Annotated in this window: 23 protein-coding genes; 10 read left to right on the top strand and 13 right to left on the bottom strand. The window is 61.7% G+C overall.

Going from position 1 to position 19144, the window contains the following annotated elements; all coding sequences use genetic code 11:
* Window positions 1–7: 7 nt before the first annotated feature.
* Window positions 8–319, bottom strand: a complete 312-nt coding sequence (locus tag ACTJK7_RS15965) for a DUF962 domain-containing protein (RefSeq protein ID WP_041475173.1) — start codon at window positions 317–319, stop codon at window positions 8–10.
* Between the two features lie 167 nt (window positions 320–486).
* Here ACTJK7_RS15965 and ACTJK7_RS15960 point away from each other — a divergent pair, with 167 nt between their 5' ends.
* Window positions 487–1548: an AraC family transcriptional regulator gene (locus ACTJK7_RS15960; RefSeq protein ID WP_199913007.1), complete on the top strand. Its 1062-nt coding sequence runs from the start codon at window positions 487–489 to the stop codon at window positions 1546–1548.
* Here the strand turns inward: ACTJK7_RS15960 and ACTJK7_RS15955 are convergent.
* Window positions 1505–2959: a TrkH family potassium uptake protein gene (locus ACTJK7_RS15955; RefSeq protein ID WP_064378585.1), complete on the bottom strand. Its 1455-nt coding sequence runs from the start codon at window positions 2957–2959 to the stop codon at window positions 1505–1507. The genes ACTJK7_RS15960 and ACTJK7_RS15955 overlap by 44 nt on opposite strands.
* A 121-nt stretch (window positions 2960–3080) precedes the next feature.
* Here ACTJK7_RS15955 and ACTJK7_RS15950 point away from each other — a divergent pair, with 121 nt between their 5' ends.
* Window positions 3081–3647 carry a nitroreductase family protein gene (locus ACTJK7_RS15950; protein ID WP_064378586.1) on the top strand — a complete coding sequence of 189 codons (567 nt, stop codon included), beginning with the start codon at window positions 3081–3083 and terminating at the stop codon, window positions 3645–3647.
* 5 nt (window positions 3648–3652) lie between these two features.
* Here the strand turns inward: ACTJK7_RS15950 and ACTJK7_RS15945 are convergent, their stop codons facing one another.
* The 6 genes from ACTJK7_RS15945 to ACTJK7_RS15920 all read right to left on the bottom strand — a co-directional run bounded on the left by ACTJK7_RS15945 (window position 3653) and on the right by ACTJK7_RS15920 (window position 7763).
* Window positions 3653–4993, bottom strand: coding sequence for a sensor histidine kinase (locus ACTJK7_RS15945; protein WP_323150865.1), 1341 nt, complete (start codon window positions 4991–4993; stop codon window positions 3653–3655).
* A gap of 67 nt (window positions 4994–5060) precedes the next feature.
* Window positions 5061–5510 carry a Spy/CpxP family protein refolding chaperone gene (locus tag ACTJK7_RS15940; protein WP_064378588.1) on the bottom strand — a complete coding sequence of 150 codons (450 nt, stop codon included), beginning with the start codon at window positions 5508–5510 and terminating at the stop codon, window positions 5061–5063.
* Window positions 5511–5646: 136 nt separating this feature from the next.
* Window positions 5647–6324, bottom strand: coding sequence for a response regulator transcription factor (locus ACTJK7_RS15935; protein ID WP_007958370.1), 678 nt, complete (start codon window positions 6322–6324; stop codon window positions 5647–5649).
* A gap of 7 nt (window positions 6325–6331) precedes the next feature.
* Window positions 6332–6742, bottom strand: a complete 411-nt coding sequence (locus ACTJK7_RS15930; protein WP_011333001.1) for a translation initiation factor 2 — start codon at window positions 6740–6742, stop codon at window positions 6332–6334.
* A gap of 123 nt (window positions 6743–6865) precedes the next feature.
* On the bottom strand, window positions 6866–7165 hold the full coding sequence (locus tag ACTJK7_RS15925) for a YciI family protein (RefSeq protein ID WP_011333002.1): 300 nt from the start codon (window positions 7163–7165) through the stop codon (window positions 6866–6868).
* 1 nt (window position 7166) lies between these two features.
* Window positions 7167–7763 carry a septation protein A gene (locus tag ACTJK7_RS15920; protein WP_011333003.1) on the bottom strand — a complete coding sequence of 199 codons (597 nt, stop codon included), beginning with the start codon at window positions 7761–7763 and terminating at the stop codon, window positions 7167–7169.
* A gap of 87 nt (window positions 7764–7850) precedes the next feature.
* Between ACTJK7_RS15920 and ACTJK7_RS15915 the strand changes: the two genes are divergently transcribed.
* The 8 genes from ACTJK7_RS15915 (at window position 7851) to arfB (ending at window position 15537) form a co-directional block, all read left to right on the top strand.
* Window positions 7851–8714 carry a PHP domain-containing protein gene (locus ACTJK7_RS15915; protein WP_064378590.1) on the top strand — a complete coding sequence of 288 codons (864 nt, stop codon included), beginning with the start codon at window positions 7851–7853 and terminating at the stop codon, window positions 8712–8714.
* A gap of 13 nt (window positions 8715–8727) precedes the next feature.
* Window positions 8728–9357 carry an L-threonylcarbamoyladenylate synthase gene (locus ACTJK7_RS15910; protein WP_108563655.1) on the top strand — a complete coding sequence of 210 codons (630 nt, stop codon included), beginning with the start codon at window positions 8728–8730 and terminating at the stop codon, window positions 9355–9357.
* A gap of 120 nt (window positions 9358–9477) precedes the next feature.
* On the top strand, window positions 9478–10176 hold the full coding sequence (locus ACTJK7_RS15905) for a segregation and condensation protein A (protein WP_170844946.1): 699 nt from the start codon (window positions 9478–9480) through the stop codon (window positions 10174–10176).
* 11 nt (window positions 10177–10187) lie between these two features.
* Window positions 10188–11201: an SMC-Scp complex subunit ScpB gene (gene scpB / locus ACTJK7_RS15900; RefSeq protein ID WP_323150866.1), complete on the top strand. Its 1014-nt coding sequence runs from the start codon at window positions 10188–10190 to the stop codon at window positions 11199–11201.
* 2 nt (window positions 11202–11203) lie between these two features.
* Window positions 11204–11395, top strand: coding sequence for a DUF1289 domain-containing protein (locus ACTJK7_RS15895; RefSeq protein WP_007958358.1), 192 nt, complete (start codon window positions 11204–11206; stop codon window positions 11393–11395).
* Between the two features lie 153 nt (window positions 11396–11548).
* Window positions 11549–12766 carry a 23S rRNA pseudouridine(2605) synthase RluB gene (gene rluB, locus ACTJK7_RS15890; RefSeq protein ID WP_108560221.1) on the top strand — a complete coding sequence of 406 codons (1218 nt, stop codon included), beginning with the start codon at window positions 11549–11551 and terminating at the stop codon, window positions 12764–12766.
* An 848-nt stretch (window positions 12767–13614) separates the two neighbouring features.
* The gene (locus ACTJK7_RS15885) at window positions 13615–15033 is read left to right on the top strand and encodes an amino acid permease (protein WP_108560222.1); all 1419 of its coding nucleotides are present in this window, start codon (window positions 13615–13617) and stop codon (window positions 15031–15033) included.
* Window positions 15034–15123: 90 nt separating this feature from the next.
* A complete protein-coding gene (gene arfB, locus ACTJK7_RS15880; protein WP_011333010.1) occupies window positions 15124–15537 on the top strand; it encodes an alternative ribosome rescue aminoacyl-tRNA hydrolase ArfB in 414 nt (137 codons plus the stop codon).
* On the opposite strand, the gene ACTJK7_RS15875 is transcribed toward arfB, so the two are convergent.
* The 5 genes from ACTJK7_RS15875 to ACTJK7_RS15855 form a co-directional block, all read right to left on the bottom strand.
* Window positions 15534–16721, bottom strand: a complete 1188-nt coding sequence (locus ACTJK7_RS15875) for an MFS transporter (RefSeq protein ID WP_170928991.1) — start codon at window positions 16719–16721, stop codon at window positions 15534–15536. The two genes, arfB and ACTJK7_RS15875, sit on opposite strands and share 4 nt — an antisense overlap.
* Before the next feature lie 95 nt (window positions 16722–16816).
* Window positions 16817–16996: a hypothetical protein gene (locus ACTJK7_RS15870; RefSeq protein WP_007958348.1), complete on the bottom strand. Its 180-nt coding sequence runs from the start codon at window positions 16994–16996 to the stop codon at window positions 16817–16819.
* A gap of 73 nt (window positions 16997–17069) precedes the next feature.
* Window positions 17070–17201, bottom strand: a complete 132-nt coding sequence (locus ACTJK7_RS15865) for a hypothetical protein (RefSeq protein WP_267895919.1) — start codon at window positions 17199–17201, stop codon at window positions 17070–17072.
* 303 nt (window positions 17202–17504) lie between these two features.
* Window positions 17505–18698 carry an amino acid aminotransferase gene (locus ACTJK7_RS15860; RefSeq protein ID WP_108560226.1) on the bottom strand — a complete coding sequence of 398 codons (1194 nt, stop codon included), beginning with the start codon at window positions 18696–18698 and terminating at the stop codon, window positions 17505–17507.
* Entirely contained in the window at window positions 18698–19054 is a 357-nt protein-coding gene (locus ACTJK7_RS15855; protein ID WP_003222798.1) for a 4a-hydroxytetrahydrobiopterin dehydratase, read from the bottom strand. Before ACTJK7_RS15855 ends, ACTJK7_RS15860 begins: the two co-directional genes overlap by 1 nt.
* Window positions 19055–19144 lie beyond the last annotated feature (90 nt).

Raw genomic sequence — 19144 nt, 5'->3', positions numbered from 1 at the left:
GGAGTTTCTAGAACGGCACGCGGCCCAGGATCATGTCGCGGTACATGACGAAGTCGCCGAGCAGGCTGTAGAACGGGTGCTGGAAAGTGGCCGGGCGGTTTTTCTCGAAAAAGAAATGGCCGACCCAGGCAAAGCTGTAGCCGGCCAGGGGCAAGGCAAGCAACAGCAGCCAGGCGCCCTTGGCGATGGTCAGGGCGAGAATGAAGATCACCAGTGTCGTGCCGATGAAATGCAGGCGACGGCAGGTGCTGTTGCTGTGCTCGCTGAGGTAATACGGATAGAACTCGGCGAAGCTGTTGAAAGGCTTGAGGGTTTCCACGACTGCGATCTCTGTGGTTATTGTTCTGATTGCAAGTTGTTCGGCGGGTAGCTTATTTGAGTCTAGAGTGATCATTGGCGTCGGCCAGTGACAATCGGCGCCACTTTACTATCCTTGGGAAATCGGCCGTAGTATGCGGCTCACCATGTCATCCAAGAAAAAACGCCATGAGCGAACGAACGACTTCTGCAAGCTGGGCGATGGGGATTGTCAAGGCACTGGAAATGGACGGCCTGGATTGCCGGGTTTTGTTCAGACAGCTGGGGCTCGACTACGCGGCGCTGGAGGATCCGGACGCGCGCTTCCCGCAGGATTCCATGACCCGACTGTGGCAACGGGCGGTCGAGCTGTCCGGCAATCCCGCCATCGGCCTGAACATGGGCAAGGTGGTGCGACCGGCTTCGTTCCATGTCGCGGGCTACGCGCTGATGTCCAGCAATACGCTGGCGGAAGGTTTTCAGCGACTGGTGCGTTATCAGCGAATCATCGCCGAAAGTGCCGACCTGAGTTTTCGCCTGCTCGATGAAGGTTATGCGTTGATTCTGACGGTGCATGGCGATCACCTGCCGCCGACCCGGCAAAGTGCCGAAGCCTCGCTGGCCTGCGCGCTGGCGCTGTGCGGCTGGCTGACCGGGCGCACGCTGCACCCGCGCAAAGTGCTGGTGCAGGGCGATGAGCCGGATGATCTTGAACCCTACAAACAAGCCTTCCATGCACCGCTGGTGTTCAACGCGCCGTATGACGCGCTGATCTTCGAACGCGCCGACATGGAAGCGCCACTGCCCACCGCCAACGAGGCGATGGCGCTGCTGCACGACCGGTTTGCCGGGGAATATCTGGCGCGGTTTTCCGAAAGTCGCGTGACGCACAAGGCGCGTCAGGTGTTGTGCCGCTTGCTGCCCCAGGGCGAACCCAAGCGCGACACGGTGGCGCAGACCCTGCACCTGTCGCAGCGCACCTTGCAACGACGTTTGCAGGAGGAGGGCACCAGTTTTCAGCAGTTGCTCGACGACACGCGCCGCGAACTCGCCGAGCAATACCTGGCGCAGCCGAGCATGACCTTGCTGGAAATTGCCTATCTGTTGGGCTTTGCCGACCCGAGCAATTTCTTCCGCGCCTTCCGCCGCTGGTTCGACACCACGCCCGGCGATTACCGGGCGCGGTTGCTGGAAGCGCCGAAGGCGATCAGTGACGCCAGAACGCCGGAATACACAGCACAAACACCGTAATGATCTCCAGTCGGCCGAGCAGCATGCCGAACGACAGAATCCACTTGGCCGCATCCGGCAGGCTGGCGAAGTTGCCGGCCGGGCCGATGGTCTCGCCCAGGCCCGGGCCGACGCCGGACACGGTGCTGGCGGCGCCGGTCAACGCCGTCATCCAGTCCACGCCCAACAGCGACAGCAGCAGGGCGATCACGCAGATGGTGATGGCGAAGAAGAACGAGAACGTCAGAATCGACCGGACAATTTCCTCATCGAGGCGGTGACCGTTGTACTTCTGCTTGATCACCGCACGCGGGTGAATCAACTGGTTAAGGTTGGCCTTGAGCAGGATGTAGGCGACCTGGAAGCGGAAAATCTTGATCCCGCCCGCCGTCGAACCGGAACAGCCGCCGACGAAGCCCAGATAGAAGAACAGCATCAGCGAGAAGTTGCCCCACAGGCTGTAGTCGCCCAATGCAAATCCGGTGGTGGTGACCACTGACGTCACGTTCAGCGCCACATGGCGCAGCGCGTCCAGCCAATGCAGATTGGTAGTCCACCAGTACCAAGTGCCGAGCACCAGCCAGGTCGCCAGCAACATGCCGAGCAAACCCTGTACCTGTTGATCCTTGATCAGCGCCCGGCGGTTGCCGCGCAGCGTCGCCACGTACAGGGTGAACGGCAGGCTGCCGAGAATCATCACCACCACGGCCACCCAGTGCACCGCCGGTTGCGTCCATTTGGCCAGGGACTGGTCGGAGGTCGAGAACCCGCCGGTGGAAATCGCCGACATCGCGTGGTTGATCGCATCGAACGGACTCATTCCGGCCCACCAGAACGCCAGGCTGCCGAGAATGGTGATGCCGACGTACGCCGCCACGATCAGCCGCGCCACCATGTGCGAGCGGGGCATGACCTTTTCCGAGCGGTCCGAGGATTCGGTCTGGAACAGCCGCATGCCGCCGATGCGCAGCAGCGGCAGGATCGCCACCGCCATGCCGATGAAGCCGATGCCGCCGATCCAGTGCAGCAGCGAGCGCCACATCAGAATGCCGGGGGACATGTCGTCCAGGTGGTTGAGCACGGTCGAGCCGGTGGCTGTGATGCCGGACATGCTTTCGAAGAACGAGTCGGTGTAACTGATGTGCTGGGTCAGCAAAAACGGCAGCGCGGCGAAAATACACACCACCAGCCAGCTACTGACGGTCAGCAGGTACATGTCCCGGGGGCGCAGGTGAATATGTTCCGGGCGACCGGGAATCACCAGTGCGAGGCCGGCGAGAAAGGTGATCATGCTCGCCCAGAGGAAAGACGGCAGATCGCCGGTGCGCTCGAAAATCACCAGGGTGGCCATGGGCACGACCATGGCGATGGCCAGGGTGATCAGGAAGATGCCGATGATGAAACCAATGATCCGTAAGGTCGGCAACGCCATGAAGTCCGCTCGGGCTGATGTGGGAAGGGCGCCATTCTACCTGCGGTGCAAGGCATGTAAACCGACGCGTCTGGATCACTTGCAGCTAGAATAGCCGGACATTTTTTTCAGGAGGTGGCCGATGCAGGCTCTCGACGCTTTGCTCAACCGTGTTTCTGTTCCACGACTGATCGATCCGGCCCCCACCGCCGAACAGCGCGAAGTGCTGTTCGCCGCCGCGACCCGCGCACCGGATCACGGCCATTTGCAGCCGTATCGCTTCCTGACCGTCGAAGGTGCGGCGCGTGAGCAGATGGGCGAGTTGCTGGCCGAAGCTGCAAAAATGCAGGAAGGCGAAGTCACCGAAGCGATGATCGACAAGGCGCGCAACGGCCCGCTGCGGGCGCCGCTGGTGGTCGTGGTCATCGCCAAATTGCAGGATCACGTCAAATACCCGAAGGCCGAGCAGTTGCTGGCCGCAGGCTGTGCGGCGCACGGGATTCTGCTGGCGGCTTACGCGCAGGGGATTGGCGCGGTGTGGCGCACCGGTGATCTGGCGTACTCGAAACATGTCGCCAAGGGTTTGGGCCTGACGGATGACGAAGAGGTGATTGCCTTCCTGTACCTCGGCACACCGCAGAAAGAACCGCGGGTGGCCGAGAAGGTTGATCTGGCGGAGTTTGTCAGCGCCTGGCCGGGTAAAGCCTGACTCCATCAGGGCTGAACAACAGCCCCAGGCTCCAGCGGCAATTCAAGACTCGCCACAAACCCGCCCTGCGGATGATTGGCCAGCACCAGCGTCCCGCCATGCCGTTCCGCCGCCCGCCGGGCAATTGCCAGTCCCAGGCCATGCCCGGCGGCGGTCTGCCCCGGCGCCCGATAAAACGGTTCGCCCAACTGACTCAGATGTTCGGCCTGCACCCCTGGCCCATGGTCACGCACGCTGACCACGATCCGCTCGCCCTGACGTGACGCCTGCATTTCAATCGACTGCCCGACCGGGTTGAACCGCTGGGCATTGCGCAGCAGGTTGTCCACGGCGCGTTCGATCATCGTCGGCCAACCGGTCAAATTGAGCGCCGGCTCGGCCTCCAAAAGCACAGTCTGCTCCGGCGAGCCGAGTTGCGCGTCCTTTTGCAGGGTAGCGAGCAAGGCATTCAGATCCACCTCTTCGGCGCTGGCGTTGTCGGCATCGACCCGCGCCAGCACCAGAATTTCACTGATCAACGCTTCCAGCCGATCACACTCGCGGGTCAGGCGCGGCCAGAGTTTTTCCCGTTCTTCCGGGCTTGCACGCTCGGCCAGAGCCAGGGCAATGCGCAGCCGTGCCAGCGGTGAACGCAATTCGTGGGAAACGTCGCGCAGCAACTGGCGCTGACTGCCGATCAGGCTTTGCAGGCGTGCGCCCATGCGGTTGAAGTCGTTGGCGAGCACGCCGAACTCATCCCGACGGTTGGCCAGTTGCGCCAGGCTGTTCTGCTGATAGGTGGTTTGGCCGAGGTCGTGCACCGCGCCGCGCAAACGGCTGAGCGGGCGGGTGATGGAGAACGTCACCAGCAGGCTGAACAGGGTCAGCACCACCAGCGCAATGCCCAGCGCACTCAATGGCCAGAGCAGGCTTTCGCGGTGCCAGGCGTCGAGTTCCGGGTGCGGGATGCGATAGATGAAGAGGTAGGTGTCGCCGCTTTTTTCGCTGGTGAATTCGTCGGTCAGACGGCGCCAGGGCAGGCGTCGGTCATCGTTGTTCTGCCGCGCCTCGAAGGCCGCCGCGCGCCGAGGGAAGGTGCCGCGCACCACCGGGTCGCCGCTTTCGTTCAGCACTTGCACGTCGATGTGGTACTGGCGTTTGCGCTGTTCGAGGATGTCCTGGGCGGCGTCTTCGCCCTGGGTTTCGTAGGTTTGTGTCCATTCCGCGGCCAGGGTGTTGAGGCCCGGATGGCGGCTGAGGATCCACGCGTCCTGGTTGAGCATGTGCCCCAGCAGAATGGAAAGCCCTGCAACCAGAGCGATGGCCAGCCAGAAGCTGGCGAGGATACGCCAGAACAATGAACGCACAGAAAATCCTCAAACAAAGAAAACCCAACGGCGGTGAGCCGTTGGGTCGGGGCGTGACGCTAGAACATTATTGCGCCTTTTGCGGCTGTTGCGCTTTCCAGGCTTTGAACTCGGCCCATTCGGCGCGACGCTCGGCCTGTTTCTTCTGGATCTCGTCGAATTTCTTCTGTTGATCCGGTTTCAACACGGCGCGGACATCGGACTCGGCCTTCTTGTGGTTGGCCGCCATCTCGTCTTTCATGGCTTTCTGGTCGGCTGGCGAGAGTTTCTCCAGGTATTTTTCGACCGTCTGCTTACGCTCGTGCATCTGCTCGCCCATGATCTTGCGGATCTGCTCGCGCTGTTCGCGGGACAGGTCCAGCTGGCTGTACGGGCCTTTGCCGTGCATGCCGTGCATCTGACCGCCATGGCGCGGGCCGTCCAGCGGGCCACCCATCGGGCCGCCATCCTGTGGCAGGGCCATGGCGACGGTCGGCAGGGCAGCGGCAAACATCAGAGCGATAAGAGTCTTGCGCATGGTGAATCTCCTTTGTCTCGTTCCCGGTACGTTCCGGATGAGTACAGATTACGGAGATCAAGGTCAGCGGCGGTCAGCGCTGTGTAAAGCTTGGGTAAACACGTTTTCGCGCCGACCTGACAAAACTGACAGACGATCAGAGGCTGTAGTAGTAGCCACGGCTGCGCAGGGCCACGATGCGCGGGCGGCCGTCGGGGTGCGGGCCGATCTTTTTGCGCAGGTTGCTGACGTGCATGTCCAGGCTGCGGTCGTACAGGGTCAGCTTGCGGCCGAGGGCGATCTGCGCCAGTTCCTGTTTGTCCAGCGGCTCGCCCGGTTGCTTGAGCAGGGCCTCGAGCAGACGGCTTTCGGAGACGGTGAGGGTGAATTCCTTTTCGTCGATGCTGACCACGCCGCGCACCGGGCTGAAGCTCAGGTCGCCCAGCTCGAGCTGGGTCGACACGGCGGCCGGGTGACTGCGGCGCAGCACGGCGCGCAGGCGGGCGGTCAGTTCGCGCGGATCACAGGGTTTGGCCAGGTAATCGTCGGCGCCCAGTTCCAGGCCGAGGATCCGGTCCAGCGGCTCGCCCCGGGCCGAAAGCATCAGCACCGGTAGGTCGGCATGATCACTGCGTAGTTGCTTGAGCAGTTCCAGGCCGCTGCCGTCGGGCAGCATCACGTCCAGCACCACGGCCGCCGGCGCGGTTTCGGCCAGCGCCTTGCGGGCGCTCTGGCCATCGTGACAGGCCCGGACCTGAAAGCCTTCCTGGCTCAGCCAGCTACTCAGGAGTTCACACAACTCCTGGTCATCATCAATCAGTAACAGCTCGCTCATGACTCACTCAATTTAGCCATTGCCGACGTTTTCGGCTTGCTCCACTGGCAAAGATACCGCAGAGCAGCGCCAATAGCGCTACCCCGGCCCCGGTGACGAACCATTGCTGCTGTTCGGTCAGCAGGCGCGGCAGCGGGCTGGCCTGGGCCTCCTTGAGTTGCAGCTTCAGACGCTGGTTCTCCTGGCGCAGCCGGGCGAGCTGGGCGCTTTCGCGGGTGTTATCGGCATTTTGCAGTTGTTTGCTCAGTTCTTCCCGTTGCTGCTCACTGGCCTTCAGGCGCTGCTGCAACTCGGTGATCTGACTGCCGGCGCTCAATGAAAGCGGCGTGGAGCTGCCGCCCTCGGTGCTTTCGTCACCATGGGCGGGCGCCATGATCGACAACGTGACCAACATCAGACACAACGGACCCTTGCGCATCGCGACTCCTGTTTCCAAATGGATATTGGGCAGGTTGTCGGCCGGCAAACGAGAATAATGAGCGATTGAGAGCGCGATGAACGGACAAGGTTCATCGCGCTGAGGGCTTTTACGGGGGGGAGGTTACGGCAGGACTTGCTTGAACGGCTTGACGATCACGTTGGCGTAGACGCCGGCGGCGATGTACGGGTCGGCATCGGCCCAGGCCTGCGCAGCGCTCAGGGAGTCGAATTCGGCAACGATCAGGCTGCCGCTGAAACCTGCTGCGCCCGGATCATTGCTGTCGACCGCCGGGTGCGGGCCGGCCAGCACGATACGGCCTTCGCCCTTGAGCACCTGCAGGCGTTCAAGGTGTGCCGGGCGCGCAGCGAGGCGGGCTTCCAGGGAATTGGCGACGTCGGTGGCAATGATGGCGTAGAGCATGTCAGTCCTCGGTTTTTGGCGTTGTGGTATCGGCGTCGTGCAGGTGACGGGACAGGTAAATGCCCTGACCGACCAGGAACAGCACGGTCATGCCCAGGCTGCCGAACACCTTGAAGTCCACCCAGATGCTCTGGAAGGTAAAGGCGACGAACAGGTTGGCGGCCCCGCAGAACAGGAAAAAGGCGATCCAGGCGATGTTCAGTCGGGTCCAGACCGGATCCGGCAGGGTCAGTGCGTGGCCCATGATGCGCTTGATCAGCAGGCGGTCACCGATGAAATGGCTGCCGATGAAGGCCAGGGCGAACAGCCAGTTGACCACCGGGGCTTTCCATTTCAGGAAGGTTTCGCTGTGAAAGGCCAGTGTCAGGCTGCCGAACACCAGGCAGGCAATCAGGGTCAGCCACTGGCTCTTCTCCAGCTTGCGCTGCTTGATGAAGAGCGCGCCGTACACCACCAGCGAGCTGATGATCAGCATGGCGGTGGCACTGTAAATGCCGCCTACCGTCAGTTCATGGCCGGCAACGTCGACGGTACGTGGATCGAGTTTGTAGACGATGAAGAACAGCAGAAGCGGGATGAAATCGATGAATTGTTTCACAGTGAGAGCCAGAAGCTGGATGTGGCGGCATAATAACAAACATATGGGCGCGCGATAGCGCCAGCTGATTTGAGGTAACACATCCCCGTGAATGTTGATTTGCACTGCCACAGCACGGCCTCCGATGGCGCCCTGGCGCCTGCGGCACTGGTTGCGCGTGCGTTCGAGAACGGCGTGCGAGTCCTGGCCCTGACCGATCACGACACCCTCGAAGGCCTCGCCGAAGCGCGTACGGCCGCCGAGGCGCTAGGCATGCAACTGGTCAACGGCGTCGAATTGTCCTGCACCTGGGGCGGGGCGACCATTCACGTGCTCGGCTACGGTTTCGACGTCAACGCCGCGCCGTTGGTCGAAGCGATTGCGAAGTTGCACGATGGCCGTTGGCTGCGGTCAGAGGAAATAAGCCGCAAGCTCGCCCTCAAGGGCATGCCGAATGCGCTCGACGGCGCGCGGCAGATCCAGCAGGAACTGGGCGACAGCGGCAACGCGCCGGCCCGTCCGCATTTCGCCGACTGGATGGTGCGTGAAGGTTTTGTAAAGGATCGCGCCGAGGCGTTTCGCAAATGGCTCGGCGCCGGCAAGCTGGGGGACGTCAAGCTGCACTGGCCCACCCTTGAAGACACCGTCGGTACGCTGCGCGCCGCCGGCGCCTGGGTCAGCCTGGCGCATCCGTGGCACTACGATTTCACCCGCAGCAAGCGCCGAAAGCTGATTGCCGACTATATTCAAGCGGGCGGGCAGGCGATCGAAGTGGTCAATGGTCATCAGCCTGCGGAACAGGTGGGCAGCCTGGCAATCCTTGCCCGAGAGTTCGGTCTGCTGGTCAGCGCCGGCAGTGATTTCCATGGCCCTGGTGGCTGGTCCGAGATCGGCCAGTACCGGCCGGTGCCGGAGGACCTTCCACCCCTGTGGTGTCGGTTCAAACATGACCCAGTTATTGCCGCCGTCTGAACAGGTAGAGAATGTGAGTCAATTTTTCCAGATTCATCCGGAAAACCCGCAAGCGCGCCTGATCAAACAGGCCGTCGAGATCATCCGCAAGGGCGGAGTTGTGGTCTATCCCACCGACTCTTCCTACGCAATCGGTTGCCAGATCGGTGACAAGAACGCCATCGAGCGCGTTCGTCGCCTGCGTCAACTCGACGAAAAGCACAACTTCGCGCTGATCTGCAGCGATCTTTCGCAACTGGGCAACTACGCCAAGATCGATACCGGGACCTTTCGAATCCTCAAAGCCCACCTGCCGGGGCCGTACACCTTCATTCTCAACGCCACCCGCGAAGTGCCGCGCCTGCTGCTGCATCCGAAGAAGCGCACCATCGGTCTGCGGGTGCCGAGCCATCCCATCGCGCTGGCGCTGCTGGCCGAACTGGGCGAGCCGCTGATGAGCGTGACCCTGATCATGCCGGGCGATGAAGACCCGTTGAGCGATCCATACGAAATGCGCCAGTTGCTCGAGCATCAGGTGGATCTGATCATCGACGGCGGTTCCGGCGGCATCAAGGCCTCCACCGTGATCGACCTGACCGGCGATGATCCGGAAGTGATCCGCGTCGGTTGCGGCGACCCGGCTCCATTCATGGTCGAGGCCTGAATGTCCGCAGTGGAAACCGTTGATCCCCAGGCCGGTGCCCAGCAGGAACTGCCGTTTGCCATGGTCTATGGCCAGGCCGTCACGGAAATGCCGCTGGACCTGTACATCCCGCCGGATGCACTGGAAGTCTTCCTCGAAGCCTTCGAAGGCCCCCTCGACCTGCTGCTGTACCTGATCCGCAAACAGAACATCAACATCCTCGACATCCCGGTGGCGGAAATCACCCGCCAGTACATGGGCTATGTCGAGCTGATGCAGTCGGTGCGCCTGGAACTGGCCGCCGAGTACCTGGTGATGGCCGCAATGCTGGCCGAGATCAAGTCGCGGATGCTGCTGCCCCGGGCCGAAACCGTCGAGGACGAAGAGGACGACCCGCGCGCCGAACTGATCCGCCGTCTGCAGGAGTACGAACGGTTCAAGGCTGCCGCCGAAGGCATCGATGGCCTGAGTCGGGTCGGTCGCGATGTGATCGTGCCCAAGCTCGACGCCCCGGAAGCCCGTGCGCGCAAGCTGTTGCCGGACGTGGCGCTGGAGGAAATCCTGATGTCCATGGCCGAGGTGCTGCGCCGCGGCGACATGTTCGAAAGCCATCAAGTCAGCCGCGAGGCGCTGTCAACCCGCGAGCGCATGAGTGATGTGCTGGAGCGGCTCAAGGGCGGCGGGTTTGTGCCGTTCGTCGAGCTGTTCACCGCCGAGGAGGGCAAGCTCGGGGTGGTGGTGACCTTCATGGCGATCCTTGAACTGGTCAAGGAATCCCTGATCGAGCTGGTGCAGAATGAGCCGTTCGCCGCGATCCACGTGCGAGCCCGAGCCGAATAACGAGTCCCGATATGAACCTGACTGAACCCCGCGAGCTGGCGCCCCTGCTTGAAGCCTTTCTGTTGGCCTCGGGAAAGCCGCAATCCATCGAGCGTCTGTATGAACTGTTTGAAGAAGGTGAGCGCCCGGAACCGCCGGTCTTCAAGAAAGCCCTGACCCTGCTCGGCAAGTCCTGCGAGGGCCGGGCGTTCGAGCTCAAGGAAGTCGCTTCCGGCTATCGTCTGCAAATCCGCGAAAAGTTCGCGCCGTGGGTCGGTCGTTTGTGGGAAGAGCGTCCGCAGCGCTATTCCCGAGCGCTGCTGGAAACCATGGCGCTGATCGCCTATCGCCAGCCGATCACCCGGGGCGAAATCGAGGACGTGCGGGGCGTGGCGGTCAACACCAACATCGTCAAGACGCTGATGGAACGCGAGTGGATCCGTATCGTCGGTTACCGCGACGTGCCGGGCAAACCGGCGATGTTCGCTACCACCAAGGCGTTTCTCGACCATTTCAACCTGAAGAATCTCGACGACTTGCCGCCGCTGGCCGAGTTGCGCGAGATCGAGGCGGAACCGGTGCTCGACTTCGACGACGCTCCGGTGCCACCGGGCTTGCAGGAACTGGCCGATGCCAGTGCCGAGCCGGAAGAACCGAAGGAGGAAACCAGTTTCCACACTCTGCTGCTGGAACTGGACAGCATGGAGGAGGGGATCAAGACCGACTTCGACGACTTGCTGCGTGACGGGGTGGGCGGCGAATCGATGCCGACCGGGTTTGAATCCGATCCTGTCGAGCCGCCGGATGAGGGTGAATTCGAAACTGAATTCGAGCCTGAATCTGAGTTTGAGCCTGAATTCGAGCCCGAGCAGGAAGACGATGTGCTCGGCGTGGCCGAAGCCCGGGAAAAACTGCTGGCTGCCGTCGCCCGGCTTGAGCAGCCCGCACCCGAACCCGCCGTCGAGGAAGAATTGAGCGAAGAAGAAGCCGAGGCCCGCGCCCTGGCCGAAGCCATTGAAGCCGAACGCCGCGAGTTCGAGGATTGAGCATGAGCTCGACCAAAGACCCGTGCATCAGCGTCTGCAAGTTCAGCGATGACATCTGCCTCGGCTGTGGTCGCAGCAAGCGCGAGATCCGGGCCTGGAAGAAACTCGACAAGGACGACAAGCGCACCGTACTGGCTGAAGCCGCGCTGCGTCTGATCAAGCTCGGCGCCACCGGTCGGCGGAAAAAGAAATAACCTTGGCCTGATCGACTAGTCTCTGATGCGCGCGCGGCCACATCCGCGTATGATTCGCGACCCTTCGGCGATCCCTTCGCCCGAAAACCCAGATTTCAACGCTTCAGCGGCTCATTCAGCGCCGCTGAACAGACCACACCGGGAGGTGCCCAGATGAGTGACATCAATCAGAAAGACGACCAGGAAATCGGCCCAGCAGGCGAAAAGCTGCAGAAAGTCCTCGCCCGTATCGGCGTCGGCTCGCGCCGTGACGTCGAATCCTGGATCGCTGCCGGCCGCATCAAGGTCAATGGCAAAGACGCCACTTTGGGCCTGCGTGTCGACATGCACGACGCCATCACCATTGATGGCAAGGTCATCAAGCGCGAAGAAGCCGCCGAGTCGGTTCGCCGCGTGATCATGTACAACAAGCCCGATGGCGAGATCTGCACCCGTGACGACCCGGAAGGCCGTCCGACCGTGTTCGACAAGCTGCCGCGTCCTAAGGAAGGTCGCTGGATCAACATCGGTCGTCTCGACATCAACACCACCGGTCTGCTGATGTTCACCACCGACGGTGAACTGGCCAACCGCCTGATGCACCCGTCCTACGAGATGGACCGTGAGTACGCGGTGCGTGTGCGTGGCGAAGTCGACGACGAAATGATCGAGCGCCTGAAGGCCGGCGTCGTGCTGGAAGACGGCCCGGCGCGCTTCACCGACATTCAACAGGCACCGGGCGGCGAAGGCTTCAACCACTGGTATCACTGCGTGGTGATGGAAGGCCGTAACCGTGAAGTACGTCGCCTGTGGGAATCCCAGGGCTTGGTGGTCAGCCGCCTGAAGCGCGTGCGTTTCGGTCCGGTGTTCCTCAATTCCGACCTGCCGATGGGCCGCTGGCGCGAAATGAGCCAGTACGAAGTCGACGTGCTGAGCGCCGAAGTCGGCCTGACCCCGGTGGCCATGCCGCAACTGAACGCCAAGAGCAAAGACAAGCTCGACCGCATGCAGCGCAAGTCGTCGCGTCCGATGGCGCGTACCGAGCGCGTGCGCACCCTGCGTCCGGCCAACGGTGCACCGATTGGCGCCGGTCCGCGTCCGGTCCGCGAGCCGCAGATCGAAGGCGAACGCCCAGGTCGCAAGCCGGCAGCGCGTCCGGATGGCGAGCGTGGCCCACGTAGTCCGCGTCCGGCCAATGGCCGTACCGAGCGGGGCGAAGGTCGCGGTACGCCGGTGGCGGATCGTCCAGTCGACACCAAGCGTCCGTCCAAGCCATCGTCGAAGCGTCCGGGCATCAAGCTGGCTGACGATGACAAGCCGTCGGGCAAGCGCCGTGGCGCACCGGCCGGTTCCGGCCAGCGTCCGGGTTTCGGTCGCAAGAAGCCGGAATAAGGCCGTTGTAAGCTTCAAGCGGCAAGCTTCAAGCTGAAAAAAGAAACGCCAACCTCAGGGTTGGCGTTTTTTTTTGGACTTTTTATTTCTTTTTTTCGGGCGTGTTTTTCTTGTTTTAAAACAAAAAACTTAACGCCTTTCAAATAGTTAGCCAGCTAACGTCAATCACCGGACGCCGCTTCGATGGGTCTGGAGTGGAAACTTTACGTTACGCGCTGTCAGTGAATATTTACGAAAAAGCCCTCGCCGTCCCATGAAACGGGTGGCTTTGCCTGGGTGTAAGGAAAATCTGCCGGAGCCAGGCTCACCGGGCCTTGCGCAGCGCTCTGGCGCGCTTGTTTCAGCGTCGTCAGGAGGGTGAGATGCGCCCCATGCCTGTCGTGCAGGTGCATAACAAGAAGGAGGCGCAATGAACGCCGTTATCCATTTTCACTTCTCCACGTGGGGCGAATCTTCCATCGTCCACGCCGATGGCCTGCAAAGGCCTGACTCAAATTTTGCAGCCGCCCGGGCCTCCCGGGGTGGACACATGCAATCCCGGCAACCGACACGCTGATCCGGCGAGGTCTGGCAGCAGGGGGTTAGCGGTGTACAATGCGCCGCGTTTTAACTGTGACCCTCTGCGTAATCGCGCAAACCTCAAGGTTTATCCGCCTTGTTCACTCCGCCGCGTCACAAGCGTGTCGGGTTCGATTTCGTCACAGATAAAAACAAACAGGTGACGCATGACCGTTGTAAAAAAGCTGAATTCCTGGTGCCTGCGCTGGGGTTTGATCAAGGTTGGCTGAAATCGCCACCTTGCAGCAACGTCTACTGAACATCATCAAACCTTGCGTGAGACCTTTTTCATGAGTGGACAAAACTCGCAATCAGGCGAGCTGAAACGCGGCCTGAAAAATCGCCATATTCAACTGATCGCCCTCGGTGGCGCGATCGGTACCGGATTGTTCCTCGGCTCGGCCGGGGTGCTGAAATCCGCCGGCCCGTCGATGATCCTCGGCTATGCGATCTGCGGCTTCATCGCCTTCATGATCATGCGCCAGCTCGGCGAAATGATCGTCGAAGAGCCGGTGGCCGGTTCCTTCAGCCACTTTGCGCACAAATACTGGGGCGGCTTCGCCGGTTTCCTGTCGGGCTGGAACTGCTGGATCCTATACATCCTGGTGGGCATGTCGGAGCTGACCGCGGTCGGCAAATACATCCACTACTGGGCGCCGGAAATCCCGAGCTGGGTCACTGCCGCCGCGTTCTTCGTGCTGATCAATGCGATCAACCTGGCCAACGTCAAAGTCTTCGGTGAAGCCGAATTCTGGTTCGCGATCATCAAGGTCGTGGCGATCGTCGGCATGATCGCCCTGGGCAGCTACCTGCTGGTCAGCGGCCATGGCGGCCCGCAGGCTTCGGTCAGCAACCTGTGGTCCCACGGTGGCTTCTTCCCGAACGACGTCAGCGGTCTGGTGATGGCCATGGCGATCATCATGTTTTCCTTCGGCGGCCTGGAAATGCTCGGTTTCACCGCAGCCGAAGCCGACAAGCCGAAAACCGTGATCCCGAAAGCGATCAACCAGGTGATCTACCGGATCCTGATTTTCTACATCGGCGCACTGGTGATCCTGTTGTCGCTGACTCCGTGGGACAGCCTGCTGGAAACCCTGAACGCTTCCGGCGATTCCTACAGCGGCAGCCCGTTCGTGCAGGTGTTCTCAATGCTCGGCAGCAACACCGCCGCGCACATCCTCAACTTCGTGGTCCTGACCGCGGCATTGTCGGTGTACAACAGCGGCACCTACTGCAACAGCCGCATGCTGCTGGGCATGGCCGAGCAGGGCGATGCGCCGAAAGCGCTGGCCAAGATCGACAAGCGCGGCGTGCCGGTGCGTTCGATCCTGGCGTCGGCGGCGGTGACTCTGGTGGCCGTGCTGCTCAACTACCTGATCCCGCAACATGCGCTGGAACTGCTGATGTCGCTGGTGGTTGCAACGCTGGTGATCAACTGGGCGATGATCAGCTTCTCGCACTTCAAGTTCCGCCAACACATGAACAAGACCCACCAGAAGCCGCTGTTCAAGGCGCTGTGGTACCCGTACGGCAACTACATCTGCCTGGCGTTCGTTCTGTTCATCCTTGGCGTGATGCTGCTGATCCCGGGCATCCAGATCTCGGTGTACGCGATTCCGGTGTGGGTGGTGTTCATGTGGGTCTGCTACGTGATCAAGAACAAGCGTGGTGCGCAACAGGCACTGCACGCAGCGAGCGCAGCCAAGTAAGCGTCGTTGCAAAAACAACAAACCCGGCCAAGTGCCGGGTTTTTTGTACTTTCGCGGTATCCTGCAGGTTCTGATCAGGGACGCTTTTCCATGCTGGTGATTTCAAACAACGTGCATCTGCCGGATGCCGAGATCGAACTGACGTACATCCGCGCCCAGGGCGCCGGTGGGCAGAACGTCAACAAGGTCTCCAGTGCCGTGCACCTGCGCTTCGACATTCCGGCCTCGTCCTTGCCCGAGTTCTACAAGGAGCGGCTGCTGGCGCTGCGCGACAGTCGCATCACCGGCGACGGCGTGCTGATCATCAAGGCCCAGCAGTACCGCACGCAGGAACAGAACCGCGCCGATGCACTGGAGCGTCTGACCGAGTTGATCCTCAGCGCCACCAAGGTCGAGAAGAAGCGGCGGCCGACCAAGCCGACGCTGGGCTCAAAGAAGCGTCGGCTCGAATCGAAGACCAAGCGCGGCAGCATCAAGGCCGGGCGGGGCAAGGTGGATTTCTAGTCTTCGCGGTATTTCGCCGTGTGGCGGTACAGATAGACGCTCAATGCCAGACCGCTCAGCGCGGCGAGGGCGGCGAACAGGAAGATCGAGGCAAAACCGAAGCCTGCTGCAATCGCCCCTGCCAGCGGCCCGGTGATACCCAGCGACAAGTCGATGAACAACGAATAAGCCCCGACCGCCGCACCACGGCTGGAGGCCGGCACCAGGTTCACGGCTTCCACGCCGAGCGCCGGGAACACCAGCGAGAAACCGAAACCGCTCAATGCCGCGCCGGCCAGTGCCCAGTGCGCGTCCGGCGCCAGCCACAGCAACAGCAGGCCCAAGGTTTCCACCGACAGGCAGGCAATCGCCACACGAAAGCCGCCGAGGCGGTTGATCAGGTTGCCGAACAGCAGTCGCGCACCGATGAAGCTGGCGCCGAACAGGCTCAGGCACAGCACCGCGTTATCCCAATGCTGCGTGGCGTAATACAGGGTGATGAAGGTGGCGATGGTGCCGAAACCGATCGAGCCCAGCGCCAGTCCGCAGCCATGCGGGAAGACGCGCCCGAGAACGTGCATGAACGGCAGACGCTCGCCAGCCACGATCGGCGCGGCGGTTTTCGGCCAGGCCAGCAGCAATCCCAGGCTGGCGAGCAGCAGAATGCTTACGCCCATGCTCCACAGACCGAAACGGCTGACCAGCCATACCCCGAGCGGCGCACCGACGGCCAGCGCACCGTAACTGGCGATGCCGTTCCACGAGATGACTTTGGCGGTGTTGGCTGCACCGACCCGGCCGATGCCCCAACCGATCGAGCCTGAGCCGACCAGACTTTCCGCGCTGCCCAGCACCAGACGGCCGACGAACAGGCTGATCAGGCTCAGCAGCGGCAGGTGGGGCGTCCACGCCGAAATCAGCATGAACACCCCGCTCAAACCACAGCCGGCCAGACCGATCATCACCGCACGTTTGCTGCCCTGGTTGTCGATGATCTTGCCGGCATACGGACGGCTGAGCAGGGTAGCGAGGTATTGCACGCTGATCACCAGCCCGGCGATGACCGCGCCGAAGCCCAGGTCGCTGTGCACATAACCTGGCAGCACCGCCAGCGGAATGCCGATATTCAGGTAGCCGATGAAGGTGAACAGGACGATGGAAACGACTTGCAGCGTGACCGCCAGGGGGCGCTGGGGTTCTGGCATAGAGGACGACATGAATAACGATCCACGGGAAGAGCAGAATAGATAGGCTGCTCATGATACCGATGCGGACGCGTCTGGGGCGGGGAAAAGTAAAACTATTTGGCCGGGGCGACCAATTGCGTGGTGACCAGTGCGGCCAACGCGTTTTCTTCGCTGCCGAAACGGGCGAGCAGGGCAGCCTGTTTCTCGGGCGAGAGACGGCTCCAGATCTCGATCATCTTCTCGGTGGCACCGATCAGGATCTCGGCCTGTTGTTCATCGAATTCTTTGGACATGGCAGCTCAGGTTTCAGGCAGTGTGGAAAGCGCATGTTAGCGCTTTCCACACGGTCTGTACGGCGGGTGTTGCTTACTCTTCGCTGTCGGCCGGACGGCTCTTGGCGGCTTCTTTCGGCTCGGGCTGTTGGGCACCGGCTTGTTGCGTGGTCGTCTGCTCAGTTTCGTGCAGGCTTGGGAAGGGGAGATTCGGAATCTCGTGCATGGTTGCGCTCCTCGCTAAGTCTGTTGATAGATCTGGTAGATCCGCGCTTTCAGAAAGCTTGCGAAGGATACAGCAGGAAAAGTGACAAACAGATTTTTAAATCCATTTGTTTCGACAGGCGGGATTGTCTAGACAAGTGCGACAGGGTGACGCAGCCCTGATCCGACCCCATGTTCCGTGCCTGATCGTTCCCACGCTCCGCGTGGGAATGCCTCAATGGACGCTCTGCGTCCGCTTCGGCAGGGACGCAGAGCGTCCCGGGCTGCATTCCCACGCAGAGCGTGGGAACGATCACGGAGAGGGTTAGTTGCAGACGTTGGCGATCGCTTCGGCCAGCAGGTCGAGACGCGTTGCATCAATCCCCGCAACGTTGGCCCGGCCCGAGCTGACCATGTACACGCTGTGATGCTCGCGCAGGTTTTTCACCTGTTCCGGCGACAGGCCGGTGTAGGAGAACATCCCGCGTTGCACGCCGATGTGTGCAAAACGCTCGCGCAGACCGTGCGGCTCCAGCGCTTCCACCAGACCGCTGCGCAACTGGGCGATGCGCAGACGCATGGCTTCCACTTCGTCGGCCCAGCGGCGTTTCAGCTCCGGGTCGGCGAGGATCGTGGCGACCACGGCCGCGCCGTGATCCGGTGGCGTCGACCAAAGGTTGCGGGCAATGTGCGCCAACTGGCTGCGGATGTCGATGAGCTTGTCAGCAGTTTTCGCGCTGACGATCAACGCACCGGTGCGGTCGCGGTACAGGCCGAAATTCTTCGAGCAGGAGCTGGTGATCAGCAGCTCGGGCAACTCGGCCGCAAACAGCCGGGTCGACCATGCATCCTGCTCCAGTCCGTCGCCAAAGCCCTGGTAGGCAAAGTCGATCAGCGGCAGCAGGTCACGGCGGCGTACCACCTCCAGCACTCGCTGCCAGTCGTCGTGGCTCAGGTCGAACCCGGTCGGGTTGTGGCAGCACGCGTGCAGCAGCACCACATCGCCTTTCGGCACTTCGTTGAGCACGGCAAGCATGGCATCGACGTCAAGGCGGTTGTCGCTGCCGACGTATGGGTAATGGCTGATCTTGACCCCGGCGGCCGCGAAAATCGTTTCGTGGATCGGCCAGGTCGGGTTGCTCAGCCAGACGCCTTTGCCCGGCAGGCATTGCGCGATGAAATCCGCTGCCAGACGCAGGGCACCCGTGCCGCCCGGGGTCTGGGTGGCGCCGGCACGTTGCTCGGCGATCAGTGCCGAATCGGCACCGAGCACCAGCTCATTGATGACTTTGCCGAACAGCGGATTGCCATGGCCACCGATGTAGGTCTTGGTGTCCTGGCTCTCGATCAGGCGCGCCTCGGCAATTTTCACCGCCTCGGGGATCGGCGTCAGGCCCTGGGCGTCCTTGTAGACGCCCACGCCGAGGTCGAACTTGCGCGGGTTGGAATCCTGCGCGTAGGCCTCCATCAGACCGAGGATCGGGTCGCCGGGCACCCGGCCGATGGCGTCGAAGTGCATTACTTGCGTCCTTCTGCGGTCTTGGCCACTTCGTCAGTGCGCGCGGCCATGATGAAGTCGTTGCGGTGCAGGCCTTTGATCGAGTGGCTCCACCAGGTCACGGTGACTTTGCCCCACTCGGTCAGCAGGCCCGGGTGGTGACCTTCGGCCTCGGAGATCTCGCCGACGGCGTTGGTGAAGGCCAGCGCGTGCTTGAAATTCTTGAACAGGAAGACTTTTTCCAGCTGCATGATGCTGTCGCGGACTTCGATGTTCCAGTCAGGGATCTGCTTGATCAGGATCGGCAGTTCTTCATCGCTGACTTGTGGGGCATCGGCACGGCACGCTTCGCAATGGGCTTGGTTCAAAGTGGACATGGTTTGATTCCTGAGATCGGATGTCTTTTTTATAAGAGCTGTTACGGTCGTCAATGTCGTCACGCTAAACCAAAGCCGCGACGACTGGCA

Source organism: Pseudomonas sp. 22085 (genome assembly GCF_052045815.1).
Classification (GTDB): Bacteria; Pseudomonadota; Gammaproteobacteria; order Pseudomonadales; family Pseudomonadaceae; genus Aquipseudomonas; species Aquipseudomonas glycinae.
Note: the sequence above shows the minus strand (reverse complement) of the source record. Positions and strands in the feature narration are given on the sequence as shown.